At 45.3% G+C, this 16,362-nt stretch carries 19 protein-coding genes; all 19 read right to left on the reverse strand.

Features of this window, described 5'->3' with window-relative positions; translation table 11 throughout:
• Positions 1-3 precede the first annotated feature (3 nt).
• Positions 4-441 carry a hypothetical protein gene (locus AC58U0_RS06015; protein WP_497378084.1) on the reverse strand — a complete coding sequence of 146 codons (438 nt, stop codon included), beginning with the start codon at positions 439-441 and terminating at the stop codon, positions 4-6.
• On the reverse strand, positions 442-840 hold the full coding sequence (locus AC58U0_RS06020) for a hypothetical protein (protein ID WP_497378085.1): 399 nt from the start codon (positions 838-840) through the stop codon (positions 442-444). It lies immediately after the preceding gene.
• The gene (locus AC58U0_RS06025; protein WP_497378086.1) at positions 837-2,690 is read right to left on the reverse strand and encodes a hypothetical protein; all 1,854 of its coding nucleotides are present in this window, start codon (positions 2,688-2,690) and stop codon (positions 837-839) included. Before AC58U0_RS06025 ends, AC58U0_RS06020 begins: the two co-directional genes overlap by 4 nt.
• Position 2,691: 1 nt before the next feature.
• Positions 2,692-3,618 (reverse strand): hypothetical protein, encoded by a 927-nt coding sequence (locus AC58U0_RS06030; RefSeq protein WP_497378087.1) that lies wholly within the window; start codon positions 3,616-3,618, stop codon positions 2,692-2,694.
• A 34-nt stretch (positions 3,619-3,652) separates the two neighbouring features.
• Positions 3,653-3,922, reverse strand: coding sequence for a hypothetical protein (locus AC58U0_RS06035; protein WP_497378088.1), 270 nt, complete (start codon positions 3,920-3,922; stop codon positions 3,653-3,655).
• A gap of 57 nt (positions 3,923-3,979) precedes the next feature.
• Positions 3,980-4,906, reverse strand: a complete 927-nt coding sequence (locus AC58U0_RS06040) for a N4-gp56 family major capsid protein (protein ID WP_497378089.1) — start codon at positions 4,904-4,906, stop codon at positions 3,980-3,982.
• A gap of 16 nt (positions 4,907-4,922) precedes the next feature.
• The gene (locus tag AC58U0_RS06045; protein WP_497378090.1) at positions 4,923-5,711 is read right to left on the reverse strand and encodes a hypothetical protein; all 789 of its coding nucleotides are present in this window, start codon (positions 5,709-5,711) and stop codon (positions 4,923-4,925) included.
• 81 nt (positions 5,712-5,792) lie between these two features.
• Positions 5,793-7,703, reverse strand: coding sequence for a portal protein (locus AC58U0_RS06050; protein ID WP_497378091.1), 1,911 nt, complete (start codon positions 7,701-7,703; stop codon positions 5,793-5,795).
• An 11-nt stretch (positions 7,704-7,714) separates the two neighbouring features.
• A complete protein-coding gene (locus AC58U0_RS06055; protein ID WP_497378092.1) occupies positions 7,715-8,782 on the reverse strand; it encodes an SGNH/GDSL hydrolase family protein in 1,068 nt (355 codons plus the stop codon).
• A gap of 15 nt (positions 8,783-8,797) precedes the next feature.
• The gene (locus AC58U0_RS06060) at positions 8,798-10,708 is read right to left on the reverse strand and encodes a chitobiase/beta-hexosaminidase C-terminal domain-containing protein (protein ID WP_497378093.1); all 1,911 of its coding nucleotides are present in this window, start codon (positions 10,706-10,708) and stop codon (positions 8,798-8,800) included.
• A gap of 41 nt (positions 10,709-10,749) precedes the next feature.
• On the reverse strand, positions 10,750-12,345 hold the full coding sequence (gene terL / locus AC58U0_RS06065) for a phage terminase large subunit (protein WP_497378094.1): 1,596 nt from the start codon (positions 12,343-12,345) through the stop codon (positions 10,750-10,752).
• A complete protein-coding gene (locus tag AC58U0_RS06070) occupies positions 12,257-12,751 on the reverse strand; it encodes a terminase small subunit (RefSeq protein WP_497378095.1) in 495 nt (164 codons plus the stop codon). The genes terL and AC58U0_RS06070 overlap by 89 nt, the downstream gene beginning before the upstream one ends.
• A complete protein-coding gene (locus tag AC58U0_RS06075; protein WP_497378096.1) occupies positions 12,752-12,922 on the reverse strand; it encodes a hypothetical protein in 171 nt (56 codons plus the stop codon). It lies immediately after the preceding gene.
• Between the two features lie 319 nt (positions 12,923-13,241).
• Complete coding sequence (locus AC58U0_RS06080) at positions 13,242-13,700, reverse strand: sigma factor-like helix-turn-helix DNA-binding protein (RefSeq protein ID WP_497378097.1); 459 nt, start codon at positions 13,698-13,700, stop codon at positions 13,242-13,244.
• An 18-nt stretch (positions 13,701-13,718) separates the two neighbouring features.
• Positions 13,719-13,889 (reverse strand): hypothetical protein, encoded by a 171-nt coding sequence (locus AC58U0_RS06085; protein WP_497378098.1) that lies wholly within the window; start codon positions 13,887-13,889, stop codon positions 13,719-13,721.
• Positions 13,890-13,919: 30 nt separating this feature from the next.
• A complete protein-coding gene (locus AC58U0_RS06090; RefSeq protein WP_497378099.1) occupies positions 13,920-15,002 on the reverse strand; it encodes a hypothetical protein in 1,083 nt (360 codons plus the stop codon).
• A gap of 647 nt (positions 15,003-15,649) precedes the next feature.
• The gene (locus AC58U0_RS06095) at positions 15,650-16,012 is read right to left on the reverse strand and encodes a RusA family crossover junction endodeoxyribonuclease (protein ID WP_497378100.1); all 363 of its coding nucleotides are present in this window, start codon (positions 16,010-16,012) and stop codon (positions 15,650-15,652) included.
• A complete protein-coding gene (locus AC58U0_RS06100; protein WP_497378101.1) occupies positions 15,987-16,130 on the reverse strand; it encodes a hypothetical protein in 144 nt (47 codons plus the stop codon). Before AC58U0_RS06100 ends, AC58U0_RS06095 begins: the two co-directional genes overlap by 26 nt.
• Complete coding sequence (locus AC58U0_RS06105) at positions 16,127-16,318, reverse strand: hypothetical protein (RefSeq protein ID WP_497378102.1); 192 nt, start codon at positions 16,316-16,318, stop codon at positions 16,127-16,129. Before AC58U0_RS06105 ends, AC58U0_RS06100 begins: the two co-directional genes overlap by 4 nt.
• Between the last annotated feature and the right edge of the window lie 44 nt (positions 16,319-16,362).

Raw genomic sequence — 16,362 nt, forward strand, 5'->3', positions numbered from 1 at the left:
CTCCTAGTAATTCGATCCGTGTACGGTCACTTGTAATCCAGCAGCAACGGTTGTACCAATGGTTACGTTTAGTTTGTATCCAGGAGGGAGATAAGGAATAGGCACGGCTGTTTCCGTGGTGTTTTTGATTACGGTAATGTCATTATCAGCTAAAGCGGCAACCTCAGAAAGAGTCGTTGCAGCGATTGTTGTTTCATGAATTAATGTGTTATTCGCTGCTACAGTAGGATCTGATCCATTGTTAACAAAGAATCGTAGAACTGTAGCAACGTTTGTGCCTTTTGCTTTCACCTTGATTTGATCAAGCTTAGAACCGTTAGCCCCTGCGGTGAAGACGGTGACCACTGCGCCTGTACCATCTTTTGCTGTGTTTGCTGTTGTTACGCTGCCCCAACTTACATTTTGCGTTAATGGATAGATTGGTTGACTGTTTGCCGGCATTTAAAAACCTCCCATGTTTTTGTAGGTGTATATTTGACCGCCGATTAAATTAGTTTGAGTGGTCGTATCCAGCTTTGCTGCCGTTATCGTTCCGTCTGGTATCTGATTTAGTACAATTGCGGTTAACTGTGCTTTAATATCAGCAATCTGCGCATAAACTGTGCTAGCAGTTCCACCTGCAACCCCTGCAATTGGAGCAGAAGCCACATTCTCCGCACCGCTTGCACCTGCTACCGTCGATAATAGGTCGTCAATGAGTCCATTTAAGGCCACCCGTAACTCCTCCGGGGAACTGTCAAACTGTGCCTTTAGCAGTGTGGTGCTCCCTAACGAAGGATGGTCCGCTAACATTCCGATTGTTTTAAGAAATGCGTTGATCTTCCTTGTTGCTAACGTCATTTTACTTCTCTCCCCCCCTTAACCTTGAAGCCAGTCGATAAAATCCCCATGCTTTCATTATCCCTTGGGTTCTTGAGTATCAATTGAAAGTAAATCGTCTTCTTAACCTTGGATTTAATAGATATTTCTTGAGGAAAGTAAGACATTGTAAAGCTGAACTTGCTGAAATCCAGTGTGGTGAAGTCAAACAAGTCCATGCGTGAACTCGCAATCATCGCGCTTTCTCCACCTTTATCCGTGGAATAGTACACATCAACAGACGTTGTGAGCGCCGGTTTGAGACTCACAAATATCTTTTCAATCGTCTTCAAGTGTTCGTCATCGTTGAAACTGAATATCTTTGATTTCCAATAGTCGTTGATAGCGGTACCGTCATCCGAATATGGATTGGCATCAGTAGCCTTGTTAAAGCGGTATACAAGCCCTGATGTGTTAGAGCCAAAGTATAAGTACCCATCCTTCTCTAAGAAGCAGGAAGCAGGGATGTTGTCCCATATATACCATGGTGACTTAAGAACACCATTGCCGTCAGTGTATTGAATGCGATAGTCCATCACATAGGCTTTGTTATTCACACACAGAATGTACTTCTTCTCGAAGTCGGCTGACACCGCATTTTGTAAGTTTGCTTCTGCAAGTAAGGAAGGATTGATATCGTCGCTGATCCGCTGAATATTACGTTCGTCAGATACATTGGATCCTGTGATCTCGTATGCGCCTTTAGGACTAAGGAACGTGGGAACATTCTCGATAAGCTGCATACTATCAGCCGCGTTGCATCCTGTGCTGGAGTTCAGCGGAATGATAGGAAACAACGCTAATCCATTGCTATCCGTGGTGTAGCTCATGCTATAAATGGTCGTATCATTCGGCGTGGGTTCTTTGATGATGTTACAGCGGCTAAACTGCTTCACCAATCGTTTGATAACCCCTGCATCACTTCCCACGTTGGCATAAGCGAGTTCCGGCCAATACGTTGGGTCTGTGACTCCACAACGTCTTAGCGCGTTCGGATAGTTCGGATTACCGAATACAAACACCCTCGCATCGTTAGTGCCTCCGTATATCTCGAAGCCTGTACACTGCTTGATGCGGTTAGCGTAACCTGCAGGAGTTTTATAAGCGGTAATGACTACATTGTTAGTTCCTGCTGCAGGTGCTGCCGTGAACGTCACAAGCCCTGTAGCGCGGTTAACTGTGAAGTCCGTTGTTTCTACCTTGTTCACACCATTAACTACCGCTGTGACCGCTGTAGCGTCTAGGTTGGTAAGGGATAACTGATAGGCCGTTACCGCACCAGGAGAAGTAAAGCTATCCTTGAATCCTGAGCCAATTAGATTAAAATTCTCATTGGCTGTACCTCCACCAGTTGGCGTACGTCCTAATGTAACCGTCGGAACGTAGGCAACAGTCGATACATCAACGGTCGTGACTCCATCGGTTCGAAGAAAGTTTGTGCCGTCCATGATGTAACAGTAGTTGCCAAACGTGAAGAAGCGGCTCTTTGTGTTCGCTAGTCCCGTGTAAATGGAAACAGGCTGCGCGGATCCGCTTTGTGTGTAAAGTGCGGTCCCCCAATGGATAAAGAAGAAGATCGTGCCATCTTGCTTTTTAAAGCGATACATGCCGTTAATCTGCCCAGCGCCTAAGGAAGTCGGGAACACTTTCGAGTATCCGAACCGGCTATCTAATGCACCCTCTGTATCGAGTACCTTATTGAGCATGTCCGGAGACTCAGCATCGTCGATCTGTGTCGGTGTGGTGTTCTGATTGATGCCTTTAAATCGCTTAATACGGATAATATTGCTTGGCGGCTGTGGCGGTACATTAAATGTAGTAGGTCGAAACATGTCACCACCACCGATTAGAGTCTAGTGTGATCGTTGAAACTCCGCTATCTATCGGGTCTAAGTTGCCTAATTCCGCTTGATACAGGTTTAAAAGTATCGTTGAAATCGACGGATTCTCTTCAACCAACGCCATTGAAGCCATGAAGTAAGGAATAGCCTCGCAAGCCTCGACATCTACCTCAAATTCATACAAATCATCTGTTGTAGGAGTGATATCAACCGGATATTTGTAATATTCGAGGTCAAAACTGCCGGTGTAGTAGTAATTTACAACTATTGTGCGTTTACCTTCCCACTTAAAGTCACTCAAATGGGTATAAACCCTTGGATCTGTGCGATGTATAACACCTTTCAGCTTCATAAAGTCAGCTGGAACCGTGTATTTTACGTATGGCGTGTAGTCAGGAATGTCGTTAACCGTTGGAAATGTATATTGGCATAAAAACCGATTACGAATGTTATAGGGGTATGATCCGCTAAAACGAATTCGAACCGTGTTAGACGTATTGGCAGGGGTTATTAGGCCTTTGTAAGCCGTGAATGATGTTACGGTATTTGGGACAGTAATAGTGCTTAGAATCGACCACACACCGCTCACATTCTCCTCGATATAAACCGTACATTGACGGTCAACCTCGAAGTAATAGGCGCGTGATCCTGTCGCCTGTGTGTCAATCAAGTCTTGGTCAAGGTGCTGCTGTATATCAAAGCCTTGCAATAACCCCAACTGATTCAAAATAGGGTTCTGACTGATGCTGTATATGGCTATAATTTTCTTGATCGTGGCTATTTTCTTCTGTGCGGTATCTGCTGCGTTGTTAAATGCTAACGTATAGTCTGCGTTTTGCGATGTTGAGTTAATAATTCCATTTGTTGAGTACTCACGCATCAACTGTAATGCTTTTGTTTTAGCTGTTCCAAGGTTCATCGTTTCACCCCTTTACATAAAGAAAAAGCCGGGATTAGATCATCCCAGCTTGCTCCAAAATCTCATGAACTGTCTGCGGTACTTCACACTCTTGACCACGCTTCAATACATATGTGTATCCGTTAACGATCACTGTTTCAGACGGCCATGGTACGGTAACGCCGTTTTCTACCGCGCTTTGTAGACGGGACTTTTCTTCTGGAGCTAGATAAAGCTTAACTTTCATTTTCGGTTGTGCAGCAAGTATTGCGCCTGTGTCTACTGATACTTGATCCATATCGGATTCGTTAACTGGTTTTGCCATTGTCAAAAACCTCCATAAATTAGATTAGAGGAGCCGAAGCCCCTCTATGATTGGTTATTAAGATGCTGCGTGTTCGATGCGAATCATTGCGGTTTGTTGAAGAATAACTGCAGTAAAGAGTGCTTTCCAGCCAGTTGTAGCGCGTTGGTTCAATGGATCGGCAGAACCTGCAGAACCTACTGGTTTGATGATGTTTTGTACAGCTCCGCTTCCTGCTACGTCAACGATACCGTAAGCACCTTCACCAAGGATAACAGTGGAATATACATCGATACCCGATGCACCTGCACCTGTGAATTTCTTCGCGTTAGCCGATTCAACGAAACGAACACCGTATAAACGACCAATCTCACCGTTAAAGATGGCTTTTGAACCTGCGTATTGGTTAGCACTGATCCAGTTCGCGTCACCTTGTAAGTCGAATGTTGCACCTGGTTCAACGATGGCCACGAAGTCACCGCCCTCGATAGGCTTAGCTTTGTTACGTTTGAGTGTACGGACTGCTTTACGAATCTCAAGTACAGTCAAGTTCATGCCAGCTGCTACCGTTACGCGAGAAACTGCTGTTGAAGCATATTGCACTGTCGTACCGGCAGAAAGGATATCACGCGTCACCTGATCCAATGTGTCGGAAGCTTGTTCACCTAACACAGTTGCCATTTCATCCAATACAGGATCGATCGCTTCAAGGTCCAACACGTCAGACACTTGCACAAAGTCACCGTATTGGGAAGGAGATGCAGTCAATGCAGTCACAGTAATGGAGTTACCGGCAGGTGTTACACCCTCTGTCATTGGCGTTGTAGCAGCCGTAAGGGATGCGAACTTACGGAAGTTGATTGTGTTACCGCCAGCTTTCGGAATCGGACGTTTTTGGCCCCATTGCATGTGAATAAAGTTGGGGATAAGACGCGCCAAGAGTTTCTTGTCATAATACGTTTGCATTTCATTTGTTACTATCGCGGTTGTTTGAGTTGTTGCCATTGCTAATCAGCTCCTATTATTTGAATGTGATGCGTTCCCCTCGTTGCACACGCGCTGAGATATCCATGATATCTTTGGTCGACATGTTGGACGGGGTAAACGCTAGGTTATTTGGTTTGTCATTACTTGATAACACTTGCTTTTCATCTCTACCCGTTACCCGGGCAAGCACTTCCTGTTCTTTCTGTATACCAATGTTCGATAGTTTGTCTTCATACGAAGCTAGCCGATATGAATCCTCGATGCTGTAGCCCCTCTGATAAAACTCTTCAATCTTCGGTAGATACTGTTCAAAGTCAGGGTTAGCAGCCATAACGCGGTCTAACTCTGCTTTTGTTTGTCTTTGTTGCTCCATTGTGCGGAATTGTTCACGCTCTTGGCGAAGCTGATCTAACTCTTGCTTCATTGGCTGTAGGTGTTCTTTGATAACTCGCTCATCTACGCCTAATTTAGCGGCCTCTGCACGAATCTGTTGCTGTGACTTGTGCTCGGCAATCGCTTGGATGTACTCTTTTACATCAGAAAATCCGTTAATCTCGGCTAGATACTCCAAATGCTGTGCTTGAGCTTTCGTTTCCTCCAGCTGCGTCTGCACTTTATCGTAGTTATAGCCCTTTTGCAGGTACGTTTGACGCTCCGAAACAGGTATCTTAATCTCTTCCTTGTTGTACTTGATCGTGTCGTACTCTTCCTGCGTGGTTACAGGCGTTTCGGATGATTGGGAAGAAATATCTGGTGCTGATTCGGTTGATACAGGTGCTTCGTTTACTACTGTTTCGCTTTGGTTGGCGAATTCTTCACTCATGGGTGATTCCTCCTGTCCGAATATGGTAGTTCGGATGATTTTGGGTATAACAAAGGCCACTGGATTCTCACCAATGGCCCGTTATTTATTTGTTACTGGTTCTTTCTGATTTGCTGCTGATAACACTGCTTGCAACTGCGCCGATTGAACGCTCTGCTGGTGCTGTTGTGCGCTTAACTCTGCGTTAGACTGATGTTGTAAGGCTATCTTCTGCAAGTCGTGCTGTCGGGCTTCCTGCTTCGCCTGTTGCTCAAGTTGTAGCTTCGTTAACTCAAGCGCTGGGCTATGTACATCAACTGGCTGTTCTTGCGGAACGGTCGGCTGCGGTTGCTGAGACTGCATTTCGTTCATAATTTGCTGCGGATCAACTTGGATACCAATCTGACCAAGTAACTGAGCTTTTGCGACTGCCGGTAGATCCTTGAACGCAATACTAATGTTTGGAACATCCTTCGGAGGCTCCTGATTCTGCTCTTTGTCCCTCAAGCGCTGTACAATCTTGTCTTTATCAGGGATGCCGTCCTGCATATTCACGTATTCGCTAGGTAGCAACAGCCCTTTAGCGAACAAATCAGCACTCATCTGTGCGATATACGCCTTACTCGTTGGCGTGGATGATCCAGCGGATACTTTTACATCAAGATCAATCTCAGCATACTGAGCTCCAAGGAACGGCTGAAACTGTGGATTGCCTTTGTTATCAATGATGCGGATATAGCGCGTCTCGGTGTAGTTCTCTTTGACCAATCCGATGATGAGCTCGTATATATCCTTGATCGTATCGTTCAGGTTACGACCGATACCCTTGATTGGGATACTCGCTTGGTCCTGTAGCATCTGAATAGCAGCTGCCGCTGTTACCCCTGTTGGCGTGGCTCCTGTGTTGGAGTCGTAGATGCCGCCAATCTTCTCGATGTATTGCGTCATGAGGTCAACCAGCTTATATACATCTGTCCCGTTTGCAGGAGGCTGCACCCATACCATTGCTCCCTCGGTCTCTCTCGCCGTGTACACTCTACCCGGCACTGCAGATACCGACTCAGAATCAATCCCGTTGTTAGCTTTTACAACTAACATAGGGTTAGATGTGAACATGGCCGATGTTGTTGGCATCTCAATGAGCTTGTTAAGTAGCTTCTGATTGTTAACCAAGTTCTTCGGCTCACCAATACCTAAAAGACTCTTGCGCTTCTTCTTAGGAATGAACGTGACAAATGGGTATCTACCGTTAGGCGATGCCTTGTCAATACGCTTAAGGATGTTTCCACCTGCTGCATACGTACAATGCACACCATTTGTATCCTTCGTCCAGTACTCGTACCACATGGCACAATTCTGCTTAGGTGCGTTCTTGCCGGGACGATCATATATTTCCGTCTGAAACTCCTGCTCAGGCTCAACCTTGATCGTCTTGCCGAACATCTTCTTAGCCATCTCTTCAATCCACTCGACCGGTTTGAGAATCGCATAGATGATATATCTGCAATCATCGACCTCATTGGCTTGCGGATCGTGGTAAATGTTTGCTGGATCGGGACACTCGATGCATACGTCACCTTTGTAAAGGTTCTTCTTTGCAACGCTTCCTCCGGTAATGGAGTTGTCCCAATAGACTTTAAACCATCCCGTACCGAGCAATAGACCAGTTCTCACCACTTCATCCAGCTTATCTACGAAGTCAGCTCGATCCGTGATCACCTCAGTTACCTGCGTGAACATCTTCGCCACTTCATCGTCACCTTGACTCGTTGGAAGTATGAGACCTGTAGGCGAGTTGTTGGTCAACTGTGGCGCTTTCTGATCTACAACGTAGGAAATGTAGTTGATAACCGGATCAGGCCGCCACGATACGCGCTGAGAGTTCCAGTGCTTGGCTAAATACAGGTTGTCGTACTCGATCCAATCTTTATGGTCCTGAGCGAGTGATGTTAACGACTCTTTAAATCGACTCTTGATCTGCGAGAATAACGCTTGATCGCTTAGTTGTTCCATTCGTCACCTCCTTAAAAATTGGCTATGATAAATTCAGCAATTCTTCTACCCAATTTCTCATATCCCCATGTATTGAAGTGCATTTTATCCGTATACCACGAATTATAATTAAAGTCGTTTATCCCCATTACATTTGGTGTGTCGAAGCATGGAAGAGCGTAATAGTTAGCAATGTCTTTCACAGCTTGCTGATATGGAGCAAGTTGAGCGTTGGTCACCGAGTAGGTTGGATTTCCCGTGTCTGTACCTGCAGGGAACCATGCTCTAGGGGGAACTCCAAGCATAATCCTCATATTTGGATTCTTACCGTATAAACCCTCGATCAATGTTTGGTATGCACCATAGAATGTATTCACATCGTAGGGAGCGCCTTGCTTTAACGTTCCCACTGTAACTTGGAAGCCACAGTCGTTTGTTCCTGCCATGATATAAACCAGTTGTGTGGTTGCTGTAATATTCGCGTTAGCATAAATGCCTGACATGTACGTTGACATTTTTGTTCCTGATGCCGCCAAGTTGGTTCTTTTAGGGATGAACAACAAATTATCTAAAGTTGCTGCCCATCGATCTAACGCGGATAAACTGTCTCCGATAATCACCATGTCACGTATATCGATTTCATACTGACCAATAATTTTAGCCGTATCCACTGTGGTTACTGTATCAGCGTTTATTGCTATATTTACTAAGTGTTTCGGGTATGTGAGTATGGAAACCGCCGCATATTTTGATGCGAATAGAATCAATCCGGTATACGTCGGCATATCTGAATCTTTTTTTACCTCGATCGTTCCAGATGTAGGGTTATAACAGATTAGGTAATGTTGCACGTTACCTGTGTTCCATACAGTAGTTGAAAGCGCTCCTGTGGAACCTGCAACGAGTGAATAAGTGGCGTAAGGAGAAGTAATTTCCCCTGCTGTCCATGAGATTGTTCTCGTTCCCATGTCGATGGTGAATTTACATGTTCCATAGATAATCATATTGGGATAGGTTGAGCCTCCACCACCACCCGGCGGCCCTTGCGGTCCGGGTGGTCCTTGAGGACCGCTACCAGTACTTGATTTTTCCCACACCATTTAGATCACCACCCCCTACACCATACACTCGTTATAATTTGCGGTTCTTTCAGCAGATGATAATGCCTTGTCGTAGTATCTAACTACGGTCATTTTACTAATAAACGAAGTACCAGAACTCATACCATTTTTACCGAACACCACTTTAACGTTAGTCCAACCTTGCCCTGCAGAAGCTTGTGCGTGAGTGTGAACCTGCACATTATCAACATAAGCAGTAACGTTTGTTCCATCAGCAATGAACATAACATGGTGTCTAAGTCCATCGCTTAACTTAGCAGAAAGCGCTTGGTCAAAGTAATAGTTAGCTGTACCAGTTTGATAGTTTAAAGCGCCTGTAGCAGCTGGTTTATGTTTAAACCACGGGTTTCCACCTGCACCAGAGTTGAAGAATATATAGTCCGCATTTGATGCCGCATCTATCTGCGCGCAAAATTCCCATGTGAATATTCCGGCATTCAGTTCTGCAAAGCTTGGTAGGGCACTGGAGTTAAATTCATTCAGTGTCAAACCTGTTGCTGTCGTGTAAGTAGGCCATTGTGACGGCGACCAATTGTATTGACGAGTTATTGTTACAGATCTACCTTTTCCACTTCGATCAGGCCAAACAACACCCTGAGTTAAGTCAGGTCCAGAATTTGGCATTGTTGTACCAACCAAGTCAGCAGAGTTTAGATACAATTGTAAATTCGGAACTATTACTGCTGGCGTATCACTAACTGCACCACTTTGTGGAGACTCACCTGCTGCATTTGTTGCAGAAACTGTATAAGAATAGGACGTACCATTGGTGAGTCCTGTATCTGTGAAAGAGTTTGTTGTTGGACTTGTGAGAAGTGTGCCGCCACGATAAATCTTATAACCAGTTGCGCCACTTACGGCTGCCCAAGTTAATGCCACTTGTGTATCTCCAGCAGTTGTAGAAAGCCCTGTCGGTGTTGCTGGAATTGCAACTACAGGTGTTGCACTAGCTGAACTACTTTGAGCAGATTCTCCGGCGCTGTTTACCGCTGATATCGTATATGAATAAGTCGTACCGTTTAATGCTGTTGCATCGCTGTAACTGTTGGTCGCAGGGCTTGCGAGAAGCGTGCCGCCTCGATATACCTTGTATGACGTCGCTCCACTTACCGCTGTCCAAGTAAGATCAACCTTGTTGTTGCCAGCCGTAGCAGTAGGAGTTGATGGTGTTGCAGGAATCGTGACAACTGTAATCGTGTATGCAAAACTTACAGGTGTGCTTGTGTTTCCTGCTGTATCCTTGGCAATTGCTTTTATCGTGCCTGTAGCAGCAATTGGGATAGCTGAACTGTAAACTGCGCTGCTAGTAGCAGGTGTTGAACCATCAGTCGTATAATATATTGTTGCTGCTTCATTAGCTGTAAGCTGTACGTTCTGTGTTCCCATGTATGTTCCTGCTGCTGGGTTTGCTGTTACTGTTGGCGCTGTGGTGTCACCTAAAACCACACCGTTCCAGTAGTACCAACAATTATCAGCAATAACCCATACAGGTGCTGTACTTCCATTTGGAATTGCAGCCTGTAAAGCGGTGAGATCCGCATAAATCAGGACACCACTTCCACCACCAGTCCCACCACCATTACTCTGGAAGTACTGCCCCTCCGCCGTATCAAACGTTGATCCTTTCTCGTCTGCCCATGCATCAAACGCCACATGCCCACTCACTGCATTAATACTGAATGAGGTGAAGTCAGCTATCTTCTGCCACTTCTCGCCTCTCTGAATCACCTGTGTTACTCCTGCTATTGTTACACTCAATGAAGTTGGACCCATATTCCTCATGATGAACTTTTCTTGTGTCTTCGGGTATGTGTAAGTAACTGGCGTTGTACCGACTGAATCAATGAACTGTGTGACTACATCTCCATTACCCATCTGTCTAGTCGGCGCTGTTACGTTTGGCATAGCCGCCCTCCTTATTTTTCCTCCTTCTGCCAGTCTAGTTGTTATAAGTCATGCCATGATACGGAAGTCGGTTTGTTGTCTTGTAGTGCATGCGGTAACTGTTTATCTACTCGCTTCAAATGCGATAAAGCGTTGTTGTCTCGTATGCCGTATGTGAGCCCCATTTGGCTGAGCTCGCCGGCCATGCTGAGTGTATCTACTTGGTCATCATGCTTGCCGCGTGGGAATGACAATAACTCATCTTCTAAATCAGCAAGCCACGGAGCTCCGGATCTGTGCCATACCTTACCGCTTGCATAACGTGCAGCAATAGGGAGGGAACGAGTCACCTTATCCGTGTCTACCTCAACCGGCATGATGACCATTCCATCACGGATGCACTCTTGAATGAGGTTCGTGCCGAATGTCTTATTCTCGATGGCCTGAAACTCTAGGTCATACCGCTTGGATTGTTCCTTGAGTAGTGGCTTCTGATCAGGTCCCTCGATATGCGTTCGAAATACATCGTAAAGCAGAAGATCATTGTCCTTGGTTACAAGGAACGTAGACACCACGAAGTAATCATTGATCGTCTTGATGCTATTTGCTGTGTCCACTGCTTGAAACGCCCATAAGTCTCGGAAGTCGTACTTCTTACCACCTAAGAGCAGATAAGTGTGATCACCGAACCTTTCGACTTCGAAGTAACGGAAGTAATCGCGCTTAAAGATTGTTCCGTCCGCTGCACTTGGTCGCTGCTGATAGAGTGCATTGGCTACATAAGGACCAACGTCACTAAATATCTGCAGCATGCGATCACGATCAAAACCGCGCTCAGGCCATAATGCCTCACCTTTTTCTCTGCCAAGTAAATCATCATCCTCGGCAAGAGCAGGAAAGTTAATGACCGTCCAACGTTCGCCTACGTGAGTGCCGTTTTCGATTTCATCTTTTTCCTTCTTAAGCAGCCTGCCTACCAAATCATCCTCATGCCACCGTGTCATAACCACGATAATACGGCCATCTGGAGTCAACCGCGTGTATAGAGTGGATTGATACCAGTCCCATACTTTCTCACGCATTACCTCTGAGTTGGCTTCCTCAGCATTCTTTACGGGATCGTCGATGATAGCGATACGTGCACCCTTACCAGTGATCGTACCGCCTACGCCCGTTGCTGTTACACCGCCTCTATAACCGTCTGTACCCCACGATTCTGCTGACTGGTTGTTCTTGTCCACGTTCACACCGAACACGCCCTTATGAGCATTCAGCGTGTCTCTAGCGATACGAGAAAAGCCCCGACTCAAGTCAACTGAGTACGAGGCTAATATGATTTCATCAGCTGGGTTGCGCCCAATATGCCAGGCAGGGAATTTCTTCGACACTCGCTCCGACTTTCCATGACGCGGAGGCATTGTCACGATAACGCGCTTGAGCTCGCCGGATGATACTTTCATCAAGGTTGCATCCAGAACGTCAAGGTGCTTACCGTCAGCGTCTCTGTTCTCACTGTCGAAGTCCATAAAAAAAGAAAAGTCGTGTTTGGCGAGTATCTGCCATTGACGACTAAGCGGAACTTTGACGTTTGTAGAGTTGTTTGAGGAGCTCGGCTGTATCAGGGTCCGCTGTGATAGTTTGCTCAATATGGTACTCATGCTCGTGGTTCACCTGCCCATTCACGTCAACCTTCACTTTCTCGGTGAACATGCCCAAATGCTTGCCGATGTTTTCGAGAGCTTTGTTCGCTCCAGATGAATCAAATTTATATTCTACGATATTTCCAGTTTCTTTATCGTACAAGGGCTCGGCCTGCATACACCGTTCAGCAACTGTTTTGAAGTTATTGAGAACCCATTGAACGCTAATTCCTGAATCCTCTTGCATCTTTAGTTGTCGTTTTGCGATCTCCTCGGAAATGTTAGGATTTGTTAGGAGATCCGACGAACTAGAACGAGCAGCTGCTTCTGAACATTTATACCCAGCACGAAGATATGCAGCGGTTGCGTTCATATCAATCATGTACTCATCAATGAATTTAACTTGCTTATCCGTCAATGCCATTTATCTCACCTTCCTCTCTTCCTGTTCTCTTAACCATTCTGCTTCCTCACTATGATCTACAGGCTCATATGTCTTAACTGGCTGTGTAAGCTCCTTATACTCAACCAAATCTTTCGCCATCACTTTATCCGTCAATGTATCTATGGTGCTATGTAGTTGCTTTATCTCCATGTAATGTGAATACTCTCTTACGGAAATGATGATAACAAAGAAGAATAGCGCTAATATTTGTATTTCATTCACCTTCTTCATCCAAATAATAAACGTACCAAAACCAATTCCACCAAAACAAAAAAGGAGGCGCTACCCAACACAGCATATCTAAAAGATCTGCCATATGGTTCGCACTTCCTTTTATCATTCCATGCAGTTAATTTAACAAGAGAGTTGTAACGCACGACTGATCACTTAGCTATCAATACGTTAGCAACACTCTCCTGATACTATTACTATACTTTAGGTAAGGGTCAGATAAAGGTCGCATAAAGCATTAAAATGCACTCGTTTTAGCGAAAACATGCGTTTCTATCTCTTCTAGCTTGGTGAATCTGAGCGCATCATTCAATCTAGACATTGCTAAGCGGTGATTCTTCTTGACTGTAGTAAGTCCGCAATGCTTACGCTCTGCGATCTGTTTCAGAGTCACATCCTGCATCCATTTCAGCTTGATGATGGAATATTGCTCCTCTGGTAATGTCTCGAGTGCTCCCTCAATTTCTACCACAATGTTTTTATACTTCTGGTAGTCCTCGTGGTCCTCATCGCTTACATATCCCATATCAGCTGGCTTACCGACGATTGAGAAGAATCTCTCCGGTGCACCTGATCCACTTGGCATTCCTGAATAGTTCGCTATCCCCGCGCTTGGCATGGGCTTGTGTCTCTCATACACGTTTACCGCATGTTTGTAGGGCAGATATCGTTTGAGTAATTCTTCCACTTTGCTCATTTGTATCACCTCGCTCAACTAAGTTAGTCCGTCAATGATTCTTTTCGCCACTTCCGCTGCACATACTTCGCATACGTGAATCTGGTGATCGTGAATTCCTAATAGGAACATAGCATTTTTGCCACACTTGCATGTTTCACCTGTAGTTCCTGGTGGATCGACGACGAATATTCCTGTTGTCCTATTCATGTTCATTCCCCTTATAGAGAGAAGGCAGCACTAGGCCGCCTCTTCATTCACATTGCAAACCTTCTCCAGTTCAATCACACGCTTTTCCAAAGCTGCTACTCTTTCTTCAACCGTTTGGCCTTGTCCATTATCGCTAGATGGTCCTTCAACCACTGCAACTGGTATGGCCGGTACTTCTGGTGGTTTTGCACTGGGCAGCTCGGGAAACATTGCCTCCGTTGCTGTCGGTGGCGTTACGCTGTCTTGAACGGGTTGAACCAGTGGAGGATTTGAAACAGTTTCTTGATTGGATGCGTATTTGTCTCGAAACTGCTGCACCTCGTTAGGGTCTTTGATCTCGATGTAATTTTTCGCTTGCGTCCAGTTGTATGTAACTTCTGCGCCTGTATCGGCACGTTTTGCTGTGTAATTCTTCGGGTTAATCTCATTGTCAGGCACTACGTCATACACATGAATGCGGCTTGCTTTGATTTGATCGGCCAATTGTTTAAGCTGCTGCGTTTGCTCAACGTCTGACACTTTATATGCATTACGCGCACCGACTGCAATTTCTTTGCGGAGATCGTCAACGTGACTGTTTAAGCGTTCAATCTCATCCGTGGCATTCTTCAACTTCCCTTGGTAATCCGCAACCTCGCTTCGTGATTGGCTCAGATCCACGCGAAGCTGCTTGATTGTTTCGTGATCCTCGTAAGCTTCTTTATCGTTATCTTCGATCTTTTTAAGCGCATTATTCAACTGCTGTTTGATTAGAACTCTCTGGAGGTTTTCCTCAGCTTGCACATCGCTGATCTGTTTGCTGCAATCCTCAGCCAAGTTGATGATCTTATTCTGTACCGCGATACGGAGCATTTGATACTGAGGCTCATCCACGCACAATTCACGCATGGTCAATCCTTCGATTACAAGGTTGTCCAAGAAGTAAGCAGCCTGTTCTGTTGCATCTTGAATTCTAACCTGCGCAGCTCGTTCTTGCTCCTGCGTCACCTTTTCATCTTCAAGCTTCATAATTAGAACGGCTTTTTTTTGCTCAAGTCCTGCTAATACAGAAGGATCTGTTTCGCTTGCAATTTGGTTCGTCACTTCGTCCAATTGTTCTTGTAAAGTTTGCATGTTTACCTCCCATATTTTCACATATTATATTATGTCAATTATACCACAAAACCACTATTAATGCTCGTTTTTTCTCCGTTTTTCTCGCTCAATCGTATAAATTATATTTAACGTTTTTGAACGCTGTTCCCAGCTGTTTCTCACCTTCTTTTGTATGGAATCTGATAGCTGGTGTCGGCCTCTTAAGCGCCTCAATCTCTTCCCTCAAACTTCGTATTTCCTGTTCATGTGCCCAAAGGATATCCCTAGTAATCTGCTCATGTACTTTTGATATTCTCGCAATGTCCACTCTATCACCTCGTATACGCCTATCTCAGACGTTTAGTAGTTTCGACTAACTTATTATCGTCCTCACCATTCAAACGGCTGTAATGTGGCTTCTAGGCTCTCTGGTGGGTATCTTTGCATGAAGGCTACACATAACTGTGCAGGAAACCAAGTTTTGACGGTTTAACATGTTCACAAAATTGGATAACGTCAGCATGTCATAAAAGTCTTTGCGCTTTTCCAGTTCGTTCTTATCTGTCCAGTGCACCACGGCTATTGGTTTCATCTTGCTAACACCACCATTCCTAAGATTGTCCAAATTATGAGCGATAGTATGATTCCGTTGAATAACCCTACTGCTGCGTTACCTTCTCCTTCGATCATGCGCTCACCTCAATCAAGTGAATTAGGATGTGCTTCGGCTTCGATATACCACCTTTGACTATCCGGAGCTCCGTCACCTCTTCGAAACTATCGTCTGTCAGCACCCCGGCTCTTACTAATCCATCGGCAATGAACTTACATGCAAATCCGTAATTGTCTGGGTCCCTCCTGCGCTTGTCTGGGAAGTAGAACTCTAGGGTGATGGATATCTTAAGCATTGGCTTGATTCGCTGTACCAGGCATTCCTTTTCGATCAACTCCTCCCAGTACTCTTTCTTCTTAGCTCGGCTGCGGTAGTGCAGGTTGTTAAGTTCATTCAGCGTTGGTGGAAACTCATTGACTCTCAGCGTCTGATTCAACTTTCCTCACCTCGATTCTGCTAAACCATTTCGAATACTGCTGCGCCATTTCCCATGCTTTCGTTTCGTTGTCCGTTTCGAATAGCAGCCAATGTTTGTGGTATACGCCTATAGTCATGCTATATCCCCTCCCCCTCTGTACGATCGGTTCAGTTTCTTCTCTAGCTCCCAATCAGGTCTCGGCATCGCTCTATACTTGGCTAATTCCACGGGGTCCATGATGTAACTGGTTATCTCTCCGTTTGCTGTTCCTTTGGTTTCCAGAGTTCTTGGGTTGTTGAATTGGTACTGTGGTTTCTTTTTCATGTGTTATCAGCTCCTTAATGATTATTAAATCGCTATACGGCCTC

It is taken from the genome of Paenibacillus sp. J31P190 (genome assembly GCF_059692075.1).